The sequence below is a fragment of the Bacillus cereus group sp. BceL062 genome, from assembly GCF_051780025.1.
GTDB classification, from domain to species: Bacteria; Bacillota; Bacilli; order Bacillales; family Bacillaceae_G; genus Bacillus_A; species Bacillus_A toyonensis.
Genome location: NZ_JBPWGY010000015.1, coordinates 76,188 through 93,654, shown reverse-complemented (window position 1 = coordinate 93,654; position 17,467 = coordinate 76,188). Strand labels below are relative to the sequence as shown.

Here is a 17,467-nt window from a genome sequence, read left to right as displayed (position 1 = left end):
GTGTATGAGTTTTTTACAAATACGTAACGTTTCTCACTGCTTTTTCGCAAAAGAGAACGCCAAACTAATTCTCGAAGATATGAGTTTACAAGTGGAAGAAGGAGAATTTATTTCTATACTCGGTCCAAGTGGTTGCGGGAAAACAACGCTTCTCTCGATTATCGCCGGTCTACTTGATCCAATTGAAGGCATCATATTTTTAGATGGTGAACCAATTACAACAAAAAGTCCATCTATGGGTTATATGCTCCAGCAAGATTACTTGTTTCCGTGGAAAACAATTGAAGAAAATATTATGCTTGGACTTCATATTCGAAAGATTTATGATGAACGAACGAAAGAACATACTTTAAAGCTTTTAAAACAAGTCGGTTTGCATGATGTAGAACAGCAATATCCTCGTGAATTGTCCGGTGGTATGCGTCAACGCGCTGCACTCGTTCGAACATTAGCGACTGATCCAAAAATTTTATTGTTAGATGAACCATTTTCCGCTCTCGATTATCAAACAAAGTTAAAACTAGAGGATCTCGTCTTCACATTATTACGTAACTTTAAAAAAACATCTTTACTCGTGACACATGATATTGAAGAAGCAATTGCGATGAGTGATCGTATTTATTTACTACAAGCGAATCCTGGGAAAATTGCAAAAACGTTCGTCGTCCCAGAAAGTATTCGCTCCTTATCACCGTTAGAATCGCGCCATCACTACGACTTTCCAGCCCTTTTCCGAGACATATGGAAGGAGCTGGAGCGCCTTGGATAATATAAAACAGCTACATGAACAATTTCGAAAGAAAGAACGCAGGCGTGCATGGATTGCTCGCTCGCTACAACTTTTACTGCTCATTCTTTTCTTTGCATTATGGGAAATAGCTAGCAAAAACGAATGGATCGATCCTTTACTCTTTAGCTCTCCGTCGAGTATTTGGGAGCTCTTTCTTAGCAAGTGGATTGACGGTTCGCTTTGGATTCATATATGGACGACGCTACTTGAAACAGGAGTAGGCTTCATTCTTGGAACAGTACTCGGGGCTATTATTGCCACGTTCCTTTGGTGGATACCACTTTTAGCTCGCGTTCTTGATCCATATCTCGTCGTCCTAAATGCAATGCCCAAAGTCGCACTCGGCCCTATTATCATTGTAACCTTCGGTCCTAATATTTCATCGTCTATTGCAATGGGCGTAATCATTTCCATCATCATTACCATTCTCGTTATTTACAGCGCATTTCAAGAAGTCGATTCTAACTATATAAAAGTAATGGACACATTTGGCGCAAATAAATGGCAATGCTATAAGCAAGTTATACTCCCCTCATCGTTCCCTGCAATTATTTCAACGCTAAAAGTGAATGTTGGATTATCATGGGTCGGTGTTATTTTCGGTGAGCTTCTCGTTTCTAAACAAGGACTTGGCTACTTAATTAGCTATGGATTCCAAGTCTTTAACTTCACACTCGTCTTACTGAGTGTGCTACTCACATGTGTTCTCGCAACACTGATGTATGTGTTTGTAGAAGCATTTGAAAAACTTCTAATCGGAAAACGAAAAAGAAGCTGACTCAAAACGATATGCTAGAGTCAGCTTCTTTCTTTTACCTTTTATCACACATTTTTGTTTCATTTGTAACATTTCCATCAGCAACCGTAACTGTATGGAAACAGTCTTTCACACGTACTGTAACGACATTATCTTTTCGATCTATTACATGATAATCGTTGAACTTTTTATTTAGTGCACTACGAATTTGCTCCCCTTCAAAAATCGGAAAACCGTGAGACATTACCCAAATGAGACCAGCAACAGCAAGAATCGTTTTCATACGTTTCATTACCTCCTCGAGAGTAAACTTATAGTCCCTACAACACGCGCATTATAATTGTGTCTAAATTGTGACATTTTTATACTAATTCTCTTTTATAGCACTAGTTCCTTCTTCTTTTTTAAAAAAGACAGAATTTTCAACTTTCTCAACATAAAAAACGTAAAGAACTAAAATTCTTCACGTTTTCTCTTGGCTAAAATATATCGGATACATAGCTCACATTCGTGTCCAATTGGTTACTCTATCGTTTTTGAAACATCATATAATCCAGCTAACACTTCCGCTCTCATTTTTACAAGCTCAGGGAACTGATAGAAAAACGCAATTTTTTTATATTTTAACTCCGTTCCTTCTTCCACCTTTTTTGAATCTTGTAAAATAAACGCTGTAAATGTATCTGCAATGTCTTCTGCTACATTTGTCGTCCCGTAAAGAGAAACAAACTCATTTTGTTTCTCTTTAAAAAATTCAATTTGAGCTTCTTCGCTTTCTTCCACTTTCTTTTCTGTCCACTCCTGCTCAATTGGTTTCCAGAACAAATTATGGAATTGATTTATATAAGAGCTCTCCTTCGCACATCCTTCTTGCAAGAAAAGAGATTTACATTTATTTTGGTATGATGAAATATCTTTTTCTTCTTCAAAAGCCTTTAAGTATTTTTCATTTACTGATATTTGTTTATGTCCGAGTGTTAATACGTGGGCTGTCTCATGTATTAATGTTTTCATCACTTGATCAATATTTACTGCAGAATCAAGCGTATCTAAACTAAGGGTCCACTCTTTCGGATACTCTACACTCGGCATAACGTGGGCGACAATTCCGTCGTAACCATCTGTTACCATGTCAAACTCTTTTATGTCAGTGCGATACTTAGCTGGAATAAGAGTGCTATACATCTCCCATAATGATTGATGATACTCTTTATCTTGACGTTGTTTTAGTATCTCTTCTTTCGCTTCTTTATCTTCTGCGAACGCCTTATTCAATCGTTTCCGATCTAGTTTATCGAAATACGGATCTACAATTTCATCACCATCAATATAATAAGAAGCTAAAAAGAAATAATTTTCATCATCCTCTTTTTTCATTTCCGCTTCTTTCATATCATTACTTGAATTTCCTTCTAAATCATAATCCTCTAGTACTTCAAGTTCTGAAAGTCCATCTATTTTTTTATATACCTTTTGAAGCGTCTTATCACCTATTTGTGCACATTCTTCTGTCGTTTCGCACGCATCTTTTTTCTCTCTTTTTGAAGTTTGCTCCGACATATCGCATCCAGCTACTAAGCCCGTTGAAATCATAAAACACACTAACTTGCCATACAGTTTTTTCATACGCCCCTCCATTATTCCATTCTACAAAAATATCATAATCATTTTTTAACGAATATGCGATAATTAATTATAAAAACTGTATGGAGGTTTCCCATGATTCGAGCAGTCTTATTTGACTTAGATGGAACACTATTAGATCGTCGCCAATCTCTAGAGCAATTTATTCGTGATCAATATAATCGTTTCGCCTTTCATTTGATAAACATAGAAAAATTCGAGTATTGCTCTCGTTTTCTCGAGCTCGATAATAATGGTTACACGTGGAAAGATAAGGTATATTCCACTCTCCTTTGCGAATACAACATTACCACTTTAACGCCAGAGCAACTGTTGCACGACTACATTACAAACTTCCGACATCATTGTATTCCTTTCCCAAACATGCATGAACTACTTCAACAATTAAAACAGCTAAACATTAAAATTGGTATAATTACAAACGGCTTTACTGAATTTCAAATGAGCAACCTTCAAGCATTAAACATACATACGTATACAAATACAATTCTCGTTTCAGAAGCGGAAGGAATCAAAAAACCTCATCCTGAAATTTTCAAACGTGCTTTACAAAAGCTGAATGTAAAAGCCGAAGAATGTCTTTACGTTGGAGATCATCCAGAAAACGACGCGCTCGGTTCTGAACAAGTAGGAATTCTTGGCGTTTGGAAGAGAGATTTATTTTGGGGTGACTTCGAGCATTCACGTGTGATAGATGATTTATTAGATGTTCTTTCATTTTTAGAGGTAGAGATAAAAACAAGATAATAGTAAATAAATTATATAAGCGATTTACCGCCAAAAAGAGGAGGCCGTTATTCAAAAACGCCTCCTCTTCCTTTATTGTTCATAAACTGTAAACTGCGGTTTACTCGGATGATCTTTTACTAGTGCATCATCTGGAAATTTTGAAACTTTTTGATATAGAGCAATGTCACCAATACAACTTGCTGTTAGTAGAACACCTAAAAATGAAAGTGGCTCCAGATTCATGGCTAATCCTAATACAATTGGTAAAATTCCAGTCGGTAAAAATGGCAACATTAAAACTTTCTTCATTTGCTTTACTGTAATCACCTGTTTAGAATGAGCATATGCTACACCTAATTTCCAATTGACACCCCATGTTAGTTCACTCCACGGAACACCTCCGATATAACGAAACCCTATTAAATGTATCGCTTCATGAATACAAATGAGAACAATCATTCCAATAATTAAAAGAAACATAACGGGCAATGTAATTTCAACTTGAAACCCGCCTGAAAAAAGCGCATGTAAAAAACTAATTCCAATCGCTAGAGCGAATATTATAAAAAATGAATAGATATTTAATTTAACCATCGAAACAGTAACAGTCGTTTCTTTTCTTTTATCCATCTTCTCCTCCTAAAATGTAAATACATCTTTACAAAATTGTATAATATACCCAAAATTATATAAAGATATATTTACATTCTCGAACAAAAAAAGAAACCGGCCATTTTACTTCGTAAAACAGCCGATTTCTTCTATATGTTTCATCGTACGCGCTAATACATCGTCGCGCATAATAAAGCTAAATTTTCTATCAGTTTTAATGTTATCAGGAATGTCTTTTAATAAAACAGACCCTTTCGTTTCTTCGTAATGCGTATGTTCTTCTACCGCACTAATTGTTGCAAAATAAATGTTTTTAATGATTATTTTGTCTTTTCCAGATACTTTATATTGTCCTAAGTAAGTTAAATCCGAAACTATGCCGCCGGTTTCTTCATGAACTTCTCGAACCGCCGCTTCTTCCGGTGTTTCCCCTAGTTCTACTTTACCACCTGGAAATTCAAGACCGCGACGTAAATGATGCGTTAATAACCATTGATCCCCGTACCGGCATACAACCCAAACATGCTTTGGCTCAGGAGAAAATGGATAACGTTCAAACGATAATTGTACAGTGTTGTGGTAATAATCTTTAAATTTGTACATGCCATTACTCCCCTATTGATGGTTACAAGTTTTTCCTACCACAAATTGTAGCATATTCTCGCTTTTCTGCATAATATTATCCAATTACAATCTATTGATTATTCCCATTTGTTCGACTAATTCTTTCGTCTCATGATTTCCTAATTCGTAAATCATTTTATATGCTTTTTGTAGTTGTTCATCATATCGATCATTATTTGAATCGTGATGATATTCAACAAATGGAACGTGAGACCGTACAAATGAACCTAAATCCTCTACATATGCTTGATCAAAGTACGCTCTTAACTCCGTAATTTCCTCATCATTTGCGTAAACTTCAAAATTGTACGTATCTGCCGTCTTCACTTGTGAAATTTGACCATTACCTATTGATATATAATATGTTTTTTTCTTCTCCATGTAACACCCTTCTTTCATCCTTTTAGTTTCTATTGTTTTCATCAATTACAAAATTATGTAAAATAAAGAAAAGGAGGGATTTCATGTTCAAAATATTAATTATCGGTATCATAATCGTCCTATTCATACTAGTACTCTCCGTCATGACGATTAATAAAGGCTATGCATACAAACATTCCGTTGATAAACCAGAAGATAATCCTTATACAAAAAATAATAAGGAGGATTCATAATATGCTTCGTGTACTTCGCATTGCAATCGCACTCACTGTGATCATAATGTCGATAATCGGGCTCTATACAGGTCAAAATAACTTTCTACCACTTTCACAATTTTTATTAGGAGCTCTCATGTTCCTCATTGCAATGGAACAAATAAAAAAGAAGGATTCAGGAACAGGATTCATTTGTATTGTTGCCGGTGCTTTCATTTGGATTGTTCTTATCATTAGCTATATAAAATAAAGGGGATACATGTATGCTAAAAGGATTGCGAATTACTTTTTCACTTATTGCTTTATGTATAGCAATCTATAGTTTCTTTACTAGTAATAGAGAAATTATGCCTTATATGTTCATCTTTTTAGGGATGATGGCTTTCGTTATTAGTATAGAGGAAATCTTAAAACAGCAAAAAGGTGGTAGTATACTTGCTCTGTTAGCAGGAGCTGGTGCTTTATTTCTTGGCTTCTCAGAAATATTTCGATAAATAGTCTCTTTAAAGGAGGTATACAATGCTAACTGGATTACGCTATTTTTTCATGCTTCTCACATTCTCTCTTTGCACTTATTCTCTTGCTACCGACAACTTCACACTTCTCCCGTACATGCAATTTGCTCTCAGTTGTTTCTTTATTCTTCTAGGAATTAATGAACTGAAATCCGGAAGAAAATCAATGGGTATCTCGCATTTTTTCGTTTCTAGTCTTATGCTCTTCATTGTAATATCGAATTACTTTCACTAAAGATAACATGTAATTTCCAATCACCTACTGCCTTTCATTTCTTAAAAATGCTCATAAGTGAAACTCGTTGTTTTTCTATACAACCTTTACTTTTCTCTTTTACAAATAAAAAAACTGCCTTTTCACAGGCAGTTTTTCTTTATCCAAATACTTTTTCAAGTTCGTCTTTATCTTGGCTTAACCAGAAGTTCATTAAGCGTTGTGCTCCTTCTAAATCGTGAAGCTTCGCTTGGCCACATTGTGTTTCGTTTGCAGCTGGAATTTCTGTAATTTGAACCGCATCTTTTAATGTTAGTTCTAATAAATCAATGATTTCACGAACTGTTGGTGTTCCGCTTACAACAAGATAATATCCTGTTTGGCAACCCATTGGTGAAATATCGATAATATCAAAATGCGGATAACGATCAATATATTTACGTAAATTAAATGCTAATAAATGCTCTAACGTATGAATAACATCTGGTTTCATTGCTTGTTTATTCGGTTGGCAAAAACGAATATCGAATTTATTTACAATACCGTCACTACCTACGTTGTGAACTCCGCAATGTCTTACATAAGGTGCCTTTACAATCGTATGATCTAATTCAAAGCTTTCTACTGATGGCATACAACATCTCTCCCGCTTTTAATTTAATTCCGTTATATCCAATATGATATAACGGAAATTCACATTAGTAAAGTATTATGTACAGTCGTGCTATAATACTTTAAGAATATGCTGAAAAGGAGACCATTATGAAACAGATTTTTATTGGGATTATACGCTTTTATCAAAAATTCATTTCTCCGGTGACGCCGCCAACGTGCCGCTTTTATCCGACTTGTTCTCATTACGGATTAGAGGCGTTTCAAAAACATGGCGCACTCAAAGGCTTTTGGCTTACTTGTACGCGTATATTAAAATGTCACCCTTTCCACCCGGGAGGATTTGATCCTGTCCCAGATAAAAAGGATGACAAAGTAAATTCTTAATTGTCGTAACCATTCACAACTAAATCTAATTTTCCTGTATCAGGATCTATAACAAGACCGTGAACAGGTACTTCTTCTGGAAGTAATGGATGGTTGCGAAGTATTGATACGCTATGTTCTACACTTTCTTCTACACTAGAGAACCCTTGTAGGAATCTTTCTAAATCGATTCCAGAATAACGAAGTGTATCTAATTTCTCATTTGTTATACCGCGCTCTTTCATCTTCTCAATTGTACTGCTTGCTTGTATTTTTGCCATACCGCAATCATGGTGACCAACTACACAAACTTCATCGGCACCAAGTTCATATACAGCAACTAAAATACTACGCATAATACTTCCGAATGGATGGGAGATAACAGCGCCTGCTACTTTAATAATTTTCACATCACCGTTACGCATATTCATCGCTTTCGGTAATAATTCAACAAGACGAGTATCCATACAAGAGATAATTACCATTTTTTTATTTGGAAATTTTCCTGTTTCATACTCTTCGTATTTTTTCTCTTCAACAAATTTTTCATTGTATTGTAAAATCTCTTCTAATGACTTCATAGTACAGAACCCTCTTTTCTCTCATTTACATTACATATGTAGTGTACCAAAATTTGAAAAACTCAAAAAGGATATTGCATTATAGTAAAAATGAGATATTTTCAGATAACCGACATAATTCTTTCAAAATATACACACACCTTTGTAACAAGTCTCACATACTTTAAACGTATTTTCACTATAAACTGATTGTAGATAATGTAAAAAAGGAGTGAATATTTATTATGTCCGACGTTCTGTTACTAAGTCGTTTTCAATTTGCAATTACTATTTTTTATCACTTTTTATTTGTACCTTTAACAATCGGACTTGTTATTTTAGTAGCATGTATGGAAACTCAATACGCCCGCACATTGAATCCAACATACCGCAAAATGGCAAATTTCTGGGGTAAATTATTTACAATTAACTTCGTAATGGGGATTATAACCGGGATTACGATGGAATTCCAATTTGGAACAAACTGGTCTGAGTACTCCAAATATATGGGAGATATTTTCGGATCCCCTCTCGCAATCGAAGCACTCGTTGCCTTCTTCTTAGAATCTACGTTCATGGGAATATGGTTATTCGGTAAAGACAAAATTTCACCAAAGTTCCGTGCCTTCTGTATGTGGATGGTTGCACTTGGAACAAATATTTCCGCACTTTGGATTATTACAGCAAACGGCTTTATGCAAAATCCTGTTGGCTATGTAGTACGTAACGGCCGCGCTGAATTAAATGATTTCTGGGCACTTGTTACAAATCCATATGCTTGGAACATGTTCTTCCATACTGTAATTAGTTGTTATATCGTTGGTGCTTTCTTCGTTATGGCCATTAGTGCCTATCACTTGCTACGTAAAAACGAAGTGGAATTCTTCAAAAAATCATTTAAGTTTGGTTTAATGTTAGGCTTATTCGCCGCAACTATTACACCGTTTATGGGACATCAATCTGGTGTATCGGCAGCTAAATATCAACCTGCTAAAGGAGCTGCGATGGAAGCAGTTTGGGAAACTGGAAAAGGACAAGGTTTCTCAATCATTCAAATTCCTGATGTAAAAAATGAAAAGAACTTTGAACTACTTACAATTCCAAAACTCGGAAGTTTCTTCTATACAAACTCATTTGATGGAGAAATTGTTGGTTTAAAAGATATTCCGAAAGAAGATCGTCCAAACGTTAACCTCGTGTACTATAGCTTCCGCTTAATGGTCGCACTTGGCATGTTCTTTATGGCATTAACTTGGTACGGCTTCTATTTAAACCGAAAAGGAAAACTAGAAAAATCAAACCGTTATTTAAAAATTACAATGTGGTCTGCCTTACTTCCGTACATTGCAATTAATGCTGGCTGGGTTGTCGCTGAAGTAGGTCGTCAACCGTGGACAGTATATAAACTAATGCGTACAGCAGAATCTGTGTCACCTATATCCGTTCCACAAATTTGGTTCTCATTAATTAGTTTAATATTGTTCTATACTTTACTTTTAATTGCAGACGTATACTTAATGCTAAAGTTCGCAAAAAAAGGACCTGCTGCATTAGAAGAACCTGCTACTGAAGGAGGTACAGCTCATGTCTCATGATATGCTTGCAATCATCTGGTTCGGTTTATGGGGCGTAATTTGGACAGTTTACTTCATTCTTGATGGCTACGCACTCGGTAACGGAATGATTTTCCCATTCGTTGCGAAAGACCGACAAGAACGAAATCAATTACAAGAAGCAATTGGTCCATTTTGGGGTGGTAATGAAGTATGGTTAATTACAGCTGGTGGCGCAACATTTGCTGCCTTTCCAATCACATATGCAAATATGTTTAGTTACCTATACACACCACTATTTTTAGTGTTACTTGCACTATTTGCTCGTGCTGCTGGACTTGAATTTATGCATAAAGATGATTCACCAATTTGGCAAAAAACTTGTAAATGGGCATTTACAATTGGTAGTTTCCTAATCGCTTTTTTATTCGGTGTTACATTCGCTAACCTATATTACGGACTACAAATCGGAAAAAATGGCTATGAAGGAAATTTACTTAGCTTACTAAACCATTACGGTATTTTAGGTGGTCTGTTCTTCACTGCTATATTCGTCGTATCTGGTGCTCTTTGGGTTATGATTAAAACGACTGGTGAAGTATCCGATCGTGCTTATAAAATCGCAAGACCATTTTCAATGGCAGCTGCTATCATTTTAGCTATCTTCTATGTAGCAACTGCAAATCGCACAAACTTATTCCAAAACTTTACGGAATATCCGGTACTATTTACTCTTCCAGTACTTGCAATGTTAATGAGTGTACTCGCACTTATTATGGTGTACAAACATAAAATCGGCCTTGCCTTTACATTTGTTTGCTTAACAATCGCAATGTTTATGACAACTGGCTTTGCGGGTATGTTCCCAAGAATGTTACCTTCTCGCATTAACGACGCCTATAGTACAACGTTATACAACGCAGCTGGTAGCCAATTAAACTTAAAAATTATGTTCTTCGTTGCAATAGTTATGGTACCAATTGTTATTGGCTATCAACTTTGGAGCTACAGTATTTTTAAAAATAAAATCCACAAAGACTCTGCTAAAGGATATCACTAAGATAAAAAAGACACTTCGTTTGAAGTGTCTTTTTTCCGTATGATTTTCGATAAAGTGAAACTATAATCAGTGGGGGTTTTGTTCACCCCCACTGATTATTAGCCCACACCAATCGGACATTTCCGGACATTCGATCCCCTACCTAAATTGAGGTGGGAGTCTTACTGCCCGCAAATAGCAGGATAAGATGTTATACTTTCAATCTAACAACTATGATACAGAAGAATCACAAACAGCTCACAACTAAATTGTATCATAGGGCAAATTCATCATTTTATGCAATTTTACATATTGCACTATAAGGTAAATTGTATCTCTTGGTCATTTACATCATTATCCCTTACATCTGCTGTACTAATCCCGCTAAATGTTCTCACATTTAATCCAGTGTTCGATGATCCCGATCCATTATAAGCTTTCGTCTTTTCAATCGGTTGCACGTTATATTTATCCCCTAAATTAATCGTCCCATTGCAGTTTTCAATAATAACACCTTCAACAACTGCCGGCATATTGTCACCTACTTTCATTTCCTTACTTTCATTTTATGAAAATCGCCTATAAAAATAGCATGTTTCAATAAGAAAAAGCACTCAAAATGAGTGCTTTTTCTCTAAGCATGAATGGCAAGTTTGGAGACAGTTGACTTCTTCAAAATTTTATTAGGGGTAATATTTTGAAAAAGAAAGCCTTTCATATTTAACTTAACACCACTGGAATATATAGTAAATTGATAATGTTTATACGGAAGATTGCTAATGTTTAGTATAGATAGTTTCCACTATGTTAACAGTAAAAACTCATCTCCACTAAACAACAAAAAGTGCCCTCAAAGAAGACACTTTTCATAAACAGACACTATAAAACAGAATTATTTATTGTTATACGATTGTTAGATACAAAAAAGTAGAGGGAAATGCTTGTACAAAATTCTGCTTTATAAAGTCTGTCTACAACTTATATTTTAATCCTCTTCATTTGAAAATAAATATAATATGCACAATTACATACAAAAAAGAAAAGACACTCTACCGAGTGCCTTTTCAACCATTTTACTTTTAATATATCGCCTTACATACATTTTAACATATGTATCTATATGATTTATTGAGAAAATTCAAAATCCTTTTTCTTTCATTTTCACTTATGAAATCATGTAATATAAAAGATATGTCAAATTCTTATACAAGTTGAGGTGTACTATATTTATGCTGTATTTTGGAATTATTCCTCTTATTTTGTTTATTATTTTTCTTATCTCTTATTTAAAAGATCCGCGAAAAATCATAAACGGCTTTTTATTTAATGCCCTTATCTGTTTTTTCCTTCTTTTTTGCGTAATCGTATCTTTGAACTCAGATAGTGCTGTCTTGCGTTACATTATATTTTTACCTTTTTTAGCACTCCTCATTATGCTTCCTTTTGGTATTATCGCTTTAATGTTTGGATTATTTCTTAATGCAAGAATTTTAATGAAGCGAGAAGGAAGACGGTTCACTAACTGTTTAACGCTCCTTGCTGCTTTAGGGATGTTATTCTTTATGTTACTCCCTATTATAAATCCAGCAAGTTTGGTCTCATCACATTTAGAGCCTATTTTTGCAGGTATTTCTCTTATAAGCGTATATTTCTTTATACACTTATCTAACTTTTTAAGTGCTTATTTTCTATACCAATTCAACAGACCTAGACGTAATCAAGATTTCATCATCGTTCTCGGTAGTGGCTTAATTAATGATAAAGTACCACCTTTACTTGCAAGCCGCATTAATAAAGCTATCGACTTTTATTGGAAACAAGCAGCTGTGAATACACCACCAACAATTATTTTCTCTGGTGGACAAGGTCCAGATGAAGGGCTTCCTGAAGCAGAAGCGATGCAAAATTATGCGGTTGAAAAAGGAATTCCTCTTGAACATACAGTGCAAGAAAATCGTTCTGTAAACACATATCAAAATATGTCGTTCTCTAAAGAAATTATGGATTCTTTAAAACCTGAAGGTAAGTATAGAAGTATTTTTACAACGAATAATTTCCACCTTTTCCGCGCTGGTATATATGCAAGACAAGCTGGCCTGAATAGCCAAGGAATTGGATCAAAAACTGCATTTTATTACTGGCCTAATGCAATGATTCGTGAATACGTTGCGATTGTCGTAATGGGACGTAAACGTCATATGAAGTTTTGCGGAGCTATTTTAGGATTCGCTTTATTCATGTCAGTACTTAGTTTTATATTTTCTTAATAGCATCCCATCCTTTGAAAGGATGGGATTTCTTATACTCATTTCAAAAATATTTTAAAGATAACATGGCGATAATATTCCCTCCATACATCCATTAAAGGAGAATTTTTTCAAATTAAATGTTAAAATGAAATTTAGGTGTGAATGATGTAACAAACAAGAAACTAGTTTGAAACGAGGAAATTATATGGAGAAAACTATCAAAAACAAGCCCAATAAGCTAAAAATCGCTTCAAAAGCTTTGATGATTATTATTGGGGCATTTATTACAGCGTACGGATTAGAGGCTGTCTTAATTCCAAATAACGTATCCGACGGTGGTGTAACTGGTTTAAGTATCGTTAGTTCAAGATTATTTGGATTGCCATTAGGGGCTCTAATCGCAGTTATTAACATTCCTTTCGTTTGGTTAGGATATAAGCAAATCGGTAAAAGCTTTGCAATTTATTCCATTATCGGGATTGCTTCATTAGCAATAGGTACCGTTGTCATGCACGGAATACCAACTATTATTGAAGGCGATACATTATTAGTTACAGTTGTTGGTGGTATTATTATCGGTTTTGGTATGGGACTAGCATTACGTAATGGCGGAGCATTAGATGGAATCGATATGCTAGCTGTATTACTTTCTCGCAAGTTACCTTTTGGAACGAGTGACCTTATTTTATTCTTAAACATGTTCGTGTTTATTTTCGTATCAACAGTATTCGGTCTTCAAGGAGCTATTCTTTCGGCAATTGCTTACTTTATTGCTTCGAAAGTGATTCATATCGTTGAAGTTGGTTTAAGTGGTTCGAAAACATTTAAAATTATCACAAAAGAGCCTGAATTAATGGTAGAAACAATTCGCGATCGTTTAGGCCGAAGCGCAACGTATAACGAAGTATACGGTGGTTATTCAAGAGAGAAATTCAAAGAAATTTCTTGTGTAATTAACCGTTTAGAAGAAAGTAAAATGAAAGATCTTATTAATGAAATCGATCCAAATGCCTTTATTACAGTTTATGACGTAGCAGAAGTAAAAGGCGGTAATTTCAAGAAACGTGATATTCATTAATCGTTATGAAAAACGAGGCTGTGCCAACATTTTGGCACAGCCTCGTTTTATTATTAAGTTGCTATCGTTGTCAGTTTTTGTCGGTAAGTCGATATATTTCAATAATCGCTGATATATTTTGAGTTGTGGTCGATATATTCCAATAAGCGCTGATATATTTTTACTCGCCCCACCGGCTCCCTCGTTTAATCCACTCTACATACTTTTGAAAAACCGGCACTTCTTGTTGAAAACGAAGCGGAACATATAGAAAAAGAGTACATGTGCATAGTATCCATAGAATACCTACTACAAAGTGAAATTTCATCGTTGTGCTAATAAACAAACTTAAGAATAATACGAGGAACATAATTACACTAAATCTTTTATACATAGTCATAATAATCTCCTCCTTATAACTTCATTGTACCAGCTATAAGGAATTAATTTCCACGACGAAAAAAAAAGACCAAAAAGCAATTTACACTTTTCGGTCTCTATACTATCTTCTCTTCGTAATTTTCCCAGAACCACCGACCCTCGTTTTCGGAGGAGATGTATTCCTTGGCGGGGTTTTAATAGATGATTTCGGCTTCACATCTAATCCGCTTGAACCACCTGGTGTTTTTGTAATTTTCCCTTTGCTTCCGGTAGAAGGTGGAGGCGTCGTATTATTTCCTTTTTCAGTAATACTTCCCTTATCACCTACTGATGACTTCGAATCTACATTATCGCCTCGCTTAATGATAGATCCTTTCCCTTCCTTCGTAATTGGAGGCGGGGTTTTCTTTTCTTCTTTCGTAGGTGGCCTTTCCGGAATAACTGGTTTATGATTTTGTCTGTCATTATATCCTCGATAATCACCAGATGATGATTTTTTTGAACCGAATATATCGTTTAATATACTCCCCATAATATACCCTTGCAAGAAGGATGGTTGGTAATTTTGACGGACAAACTCTTTATTACTTATTTCAATTAACGTATCAGACGGTTTCTCTTTATCCTTTTGCAGATTATAAATCTTATCAGAATAAACGAGGAACATTTGATTTTCGTCTTCTTTAGATGCTTGCTTCGGTTCTCTTTCATTAATGAGTTCCTTTGCTACTTCAGGAACAGACCGATTGGCGGCCCTATACACGTAAGATTCTTGTTTACCTTCCTTTGCAACAGACTCGAGTGGATAACGGTCTTGAATCGACTTCGTCTGCCCGCCTTGACAGCCTGATAAAGCATAACCGGCAACAACAAGTAAAATAACGATAGCAAGTATAGGGATCACGAACGATTTAATCATGGTAAACAATCGGTTTGACATGATTACGCCCCCTTACGTTGCTCTTATAATTTGTACATCAGCAGGAATGATTGCTTCTCCCTCATACATCATTGTGCGACCATTTTGCCATTCAATACGTAATAATTTTCGGTTATCAGATTGAAATTCCCATACGTACTGTTCTTCTGAAGCAGCGAATGGTGTTTTCCCCATTACAACAACACGTCCGTTATATTGCTCTTCCATATGGTACTCAGTATCATCCATTTCAATTGTCGTCGGAACTTCATCAATTGAATCTAAACGACCATCAATTGGTGTATATAATTTGTAATACGTATTTTCACGATCTTCAATTTTCAAATAACGAATATCTTTCCCATCTTGCAGTGTTAAAACAATTTCCTTACGAGAATGCATGCTCGTTTTTCCAGTTAATTCGTACATGACTAATGAAACTTCAATCATATCGCCAGGAGCTAACGTTAAAAGACTCTTTTCAGGCTTCGGCGGCTCTGGACTTTTCATTATATTTTTAATTCGTTTAAATAAGCTCACAATCTACCCCCTCCTTTTCTCTTTATAAACAAGCGCCTAAAATAAGTGCACCGACAATATGTAATGATCCAGCTAACATCGCATGCGCAACACTGCCTTCTTTCGTACCTTCTTCTAAATCTAAACCAGACATTTTCTTTAGCACAAATTCAATAAACATTTCTACCACTAATAAAATAACGAAAGAAACTGCTGAAGCAAGTAGTGCTTGCCATAAGTCATTCGCTTTTGTTATTGATTGAGATAAAATGTACCCTTGTGCAAATAATTTCATGACGAAACGAGTTGTTACAGCTGTATTCCCATTTTTTATTTCTTTTAAATCATTGTATTTTGTAAAAATTGAATCAACCCACATAATTGCAAATAAAAGTACTGCACTCGCTCCAGTCCATACAAGCATGGCTACTACATTCATCCATGTCATTGCAAAACCTCCTCTAAATATAAAGTGAAACTTTAATCGGTGGGGCGTTTTCCATCCCCTACTGATTATTGGCTCCTACCAACCTCTCTGCTTTCACGAAATGTTGAGGTGGGAGTCTTACTACCGTCAAATAGCGGGGAATAGAAAACCGACATGAATTTGTTTAGACATGTCGGTTCATTTGTCTCTATTCTATATTATTTCTCATACTGCTTCATAATACGAGCTAATTCATCGTCAACAGCAGAATTTTTGTTTAAGCTTGCGAATTCATCATCTAATGACTTTTCTTTTTTGTAAACTTCACCGCTTGCTTCTGCTTCAGCTTCTAATTGAAGAGCTTTCTCTTCCATACGGCTTAAACCAGCTTTTGCTGAATTTGAATCAAACCCAGACATCGCCTGATTAATATTCTTTTGTGCTTTCGCTGCATTTACACGTGCTACAAGTGTTTCACGTTTATTTTTCAGCTCTGTTAATTGCTTACGCATTTCTTCTAACTTCGCACGAAGATTATCAGCAGCTGCTTTATTTTGCTCATAGCTTGCTTTATACTCATTCATTTTTTGCTCTGCATTTTGTTTTTCTTCTAGTGCACGGCGCGCAAGATCTAAGTTACTAGCTTGAACAGCCATATGAGCTTGATCTTCACGCTTTTTCACAAGTGCTTCTTGTTCTTCAAATAATAATTTGAACTTTTTCTCAAGCGCGATTTGAGCTGCTACACTTTTCTCAGCTTCTTGTACATCCGCTTGCATATCGCGTAAATATTGATCCGTCATCTTAACTGGATCTTCCGCTTTTTCAATTAATGAATACACATTTGACATTGTTAAATCTCGTAATCGTTTAAATACAGACATCCAAATTCCTCCTATGATATACCTCATATTTCAAATTCACTACTTGGAAAACTTAAAAATCTCCCTTTACAGTAAAGAATATTCATTTTTACAGCCTATGTGTTTATTATAACAAAACTAATATGTCCTTACATGTTATTTCCAAAATATAACCAATATAATATGACATTCCAGATATAACATTGTATTCCTAATATATTATATTAACAATATATTATAATTAAAACCATCAAAAATTGACTTATTTTTATTTACTTTCACTAAATTACATTATTGTAATGTTACTGTAAGCTAACTCGATAGTTACATTCCGATATTTCTTATACACTAATACCAGAAGCAACAAACAAGCTTCTCAAACTGTAAGAACTAATACAAAAACTGTATTTACTATAAAACATATGACAAGGAGAAATCATC

The 17,467-nt window shown here is 35.2% G+C and carries 24 protein-coding genes; 11 read left to right on the top strand and 13 right to left on the bottom strand.

The window, feature by feature from the left end; all coding sequences use genetic code 11:
- Window positions 1–4: 4 nt before the first annotated feature.
- Both ACS2MN_RS27090 and ACS2MN_RS27085 read left to right on the top strand, forming a co-directional pair.
- Entirely contained in the window at window positions 5–769 is a 765-nt protein-coding gene (locus tag ACS2MN_RS27090; RefSeq protein WP_000009037.1) for an ABC transporter ATP-binding protein, read from the top strand.
- The gene (locus ACS2MN_RS27085; protein WP_098805868.1) at window positions 762–1,568 is read left to right on the top strand and encodes an ABC transporter permease; all 807 of its coding nucleotides are present in this window, start codon (window positions 762–764) and stop codon (window positions 1,566–1,568) included. The genes ACS2MN_RS27090 and ACS2MN_RS27085 overlap by 8 nt, the downstream gene beginning before the upstream one ends.
- Before the next feature lie 34 nt (window positions 1,569–1,602).
- Here ACS2MN_RS27085 and ACS2MN_RS27080 read toward each other — a convergent pair whose 3' ends face one another.
- Window positions 1,603–1,830, bottom strand: a complete 228-nt coding sequence (locus ACS2MN_RS27080) for a hypothetical protein (protein WP_000849116.1) — start codon at window positions 1,828–1,830, stop codon at window positions 1,603–1,605.
- A gap of 239 nt (window positions 1,831–2,069) precedes the next feature.
- Window positions 2,070–3,173: a hypothetical protein gene (locus ACS2MN_RS27075; RefSeq protein ID WP_000737834.1), complete on the bottom strand. Its 1,104-nt coding sequence runs from the start codon at window positions 3,171–3,173 to the stop codon at window positions 2,070–2,072.
- A gap of 93 nt (window positions 3,174–3,266) precedes the next feature.
- Between ACS2MN_RS27075 and ACS2MN_RS27070 the strand changes: the two genes are divergently transcribed.
- Entirely contained in the window at window positions 3,267–3,938 is a 672-nt protein-coding gene (locus ACS2MN_RS27070; RefSeq protein ID WP_087950969.1) for an HAD family hydrolase, read from the top strand.
- Window positions 3,939–4,010: 72 nt separating this feature from the next.
- Here the strand turns inward: ACS2MN_RS27070 and ACS2MN_RS27065 are convergent, their stop codons facing one another.
- The 3 genes from ACS2MN_RS27065 to ACS2MN_RS27055 all read right to left on the bottom strand — a co-directional run bounded on the left by ACS2MN_RS27065 (window position 4,011) and on the right by ACS2MN_RS27055 (window position 5,537).
- Window positions 4,011–4,550, bottom strand: coding sequence for a DUF3267 domain-containing protein (locus ACS2MN_RS27065; protein ID WP_000361298.1), 540 nt, complete (start codon window positions 4,548–4,550; stop codon window positions 4,011–4,013).
- 105 nt (window positions 4,551–4,655) lie between these two features.
- Complete coding sequence (gene mutTA, locus ACS2MN_RS27060) at window positions 4,656–5,135, bottom strand: antimutator 8-oxo-(dGTP/GTP)ase (protein WP_000276384.1); 480 nt, start codon at window positions 5,133–5,135, stop codon at window positions 4,656–4,658.
- An 84-nt stretch (window positions 5,136–5,219) separates the two neighbouring features.
- Window positions 5,220–5,537: a hydrolase gene (locus ACS2MN_RS27055; protein ID WP_346994438.1), complete on the bottom strand. Its 318-nt coding sequence runs from the start codon at window positions 5,535–5,537 to the stop codon at window positions 5,220–5,222.
- 83 nt (window positions 5,538–5,620) lie between these two features.
- On the opposite strand from ACS2MN_RS27055, the gene ytzI reads away from it, so the two are divergent.
- Genes ytzI through ACS2MN_RS27040 form a run of 3 tightly spaced genes read left to right on the top strand, consistent with a single transcriptional unit; the run spans window position 5,621 to window position 6,246 of the window.
- Window positions 5,621–5,770, top strand: a complete 150-nt coding sequence (ytzI, locus tag ACS2MN_RS27050; RefSeq protein WP_438894801.1) for a YtzI protein — start codon at window positions 5,621–5,623, stop codon at window positions 5,768–5,770.
- Window position 5,771: 1 nt separating this feature from the next.
- Window positions 5,772–6,002, top strand: a complete 231-nt coding sequence (locus ACS2MN_RS27045; protein ID WP_000946673.1) for a DUF3953 domain-containing protein — start codon at window positions 5,772–5,774, stop codon at window positions 6,000–6,002.
- Window positions 6,003–6,015: 13 nt separating this feature from the next.
- A complete protein-coding gene (locus tag ACS2MN_RS27040) occupies window positions 6,016–6,246 on the top strand; it encodes a DUF3953 domain-containing protein (protein WP_000911975.1) in 231 nt (76 codons plus the stop codon).
- A 395-nt stretch (window positions 6,247–6,641) separates the two neighbouring features.
- Here ACS2MN_RS27040 and luxS read toward each other — a convergent pair whose 3' ends face one another.
- A complete protein-coding gene (gene luxS, locus ACS2MN_RS27035) occupies window positions 6,642–7,115 on the bottom strand; it encodes an S-ribosylhomocysteine lyase LuxS (protein WP_001141371.1) in 474 nt (157 codons plus the stop codon).
- 128 nt (window positions 7,116–7,243) lie between these two features.
- On the opposite strand from luxS, the gene yidD reads away from it, so the two are divergent.
- The gene (gene yidD, locus ACS2MN_RS27030) at window positions 7,244–7,480 is read left to right on the top strand and encodes a membrane protein insertion efficiency factor YidD (protein WP_000809336.1); all 237 of its coding nucleotides are present in this window, start codon (window positions 7,244–7,246) and stop codon (window positions 7,478–7,480) included.
- Here the strand turns inward: yidD and ACS2MN_RS27025 are convergent.
- Window positions 7,477–8,040, bottom strand: coding sequence for a beta-class carbonic anhydrase (locus tag ACS2MN_RS27025; protein WP_000838168.1), 564 nt, complete (start codon window positions 8,038–8,040; stop codon window positions 7,477–7,479). The two genes, yidD and ACS2MN_RS27025, sit on opposite strands and share 4 nt — an antisense overlap.
- Before the next feature lie 224 nt (window positions 8,041–8,264).
- Here ACS2MN_RS27025 and cydA point away from each other — a divergent pair, with 224 nt between their 5' ends.
- Together cydA and cydB are read left to right on the top strand one after the other, a co-directional pair.
- Window positions 8,265–9,614, top strand: coding sequence for a cytochrome ubiquinol oxidase subunit I (cydA, locus tag ACS2MN_RS27020; RefSeq protein WP_346994439.1), 1,350 nt, complete (start codon window positions 8,265–8,267; stop codon window positions 9,612–9,614).
- The gene (gene cydB, locus ACS2MN_RS27015; RefSeq protein ID WP_000017647.1) at window positions 9,604–10,632 is read left to right on the top strand and encodes a cytochrome d ubiquinol oxidase subunit II; all 1,029 of its coding nucleotides are present in this window, start codon (window positions 9,604–9,606) and stop codon (window positions 10,630–10,632) included. The genes cydA and cydB overlap by 11 nt, the downstream gene beginning before the upstream one ends.
- 296 nt (window positions 10,633–10,928) lie before the next feature.
- Here the strand turns inward: cydB and ACS2MN_RS27010 are convergent, their stop codons facing one another.
- A complete protein-coding gene (locus tag ACS2MN_RS27010) occupies window positions 10,929–11,162 on the bottom strand; it encodes a spore germination protein (RefSeq protein WP_002039815.1) in 234 nt (77 codons plus the stop codon).
- A gap of 678 nt (window positions 11,163–11,840) precedes the next feature.
- Between ACS2MN_RS27010 and ACS2MN_RS27005 the strand changes: the two genes are divergently transcribed.
- Window positions 11,841–12,878 carry a YdcF family protein gene (locus ACS2MN_RS27005; protein WP_346994440.1) on the top strand — a complete coding sequence of 346 codons (1,038 nt, stop codon included), beginning with the start codon at window positions 11,841–11,843 and terminating at the stop codon, window positions 12,876–12,878.
- Window positions 12,879–13,065: 187 nt separating this feature from the next.
- Window positions 13,066–13,938 carry a YitT family protein gene (locus ACS2MN_RS27000; RefSeq protein ID WP_000415908.1) on the top strand — a complete coding sequence of 291 codons (873 nt, stop codon included), beginning with the start codon at window positions 13,066–13,068 and terminating at the stop codon, window positions 13,936–13,938.
- A 160-nt stretch (window positions 13,939–14,098) separates the two neighbouring features.
- On the opposite strand, the gene ACS2MN_RS26995 is transcribed toward ACS2MN_RS27000, so the two are convergent.
- The 5 genes from ACS2MN_RS26995 to ACS2MN_RS26975 all read right to left on the bottom strand — a co-directional run bounded on the left by ACS2MN_RS26995 (window position 14,099) and on the right by ACS2MN_RS26975 (window position 17,047).
- Window positions 14,099–14,317 carry a hypothetical protein gene (locus tag ACS2MN_RS26995; RefSeq protein WP_000180099.1) on the bottom strand — a complete coding sequence of 73 codons (219 nt, stop codon included), beginning with the start codon at window positions 14,315–14,317 and terminating at the stop codon, window positions 14,099–14,101.
- A gap of 102 nt (window positions 14,318–14,419) precedes the next feature.
- Window positions 14,420–15,238, bottom strand: coding sequence for a DUF4247 domain-containing protein (locus tag ACS2MN_RS26990; protein WP_346994441.1), 819 nt, complete (start codon window positions 15,236–15,238; stop codon window positions 14,420–14,422).
- Window positions 15,239–15,250: 12 nt separating this feature from the next.
- Window positions 15,251–15,757, bottom strand: a complete 507-nt coding sequence (locus ACS2MN_RS26985) for a DUF4178 domain-containing protein (protein ID WP_000051752.1) — start codon at window positions 15,755–15,757, stop codon at window positions 15,251–15,253.
- Window positions 15,758–15,779: 22 nt separating this feature from the next.
- The gene (locus ACS2MN_RS26980; RefSeq protein WP_000220091.1) at window positions 15,780–16,184 is read right to left on the bottom strand and encodes a DUF350 domain-containing protein; all 405 of its coding nucleotides are present in this window, start codon (window positions 16,182–16,184) and stop codon (window positions 15,780–15,782) included.
- A gap of 197 nt (window positions 16,185–16,381) precedes the next feature.
- Window positions 16,382–17,047 carry a PspA/IM30 family protein gene (locus ACS2MN_RS26975; RefSeq protein WP_000110292.1) on the bottom strand — a complete coding sequence of 222 codons (666 nt, stop codon included), beginning with the start codon at window positions 17,045–17,047 and terminating at the stop codon, window positions 16,382–16,384.
- Window positions 17,048–17,467: the final 420 nt, after the last annotated feature.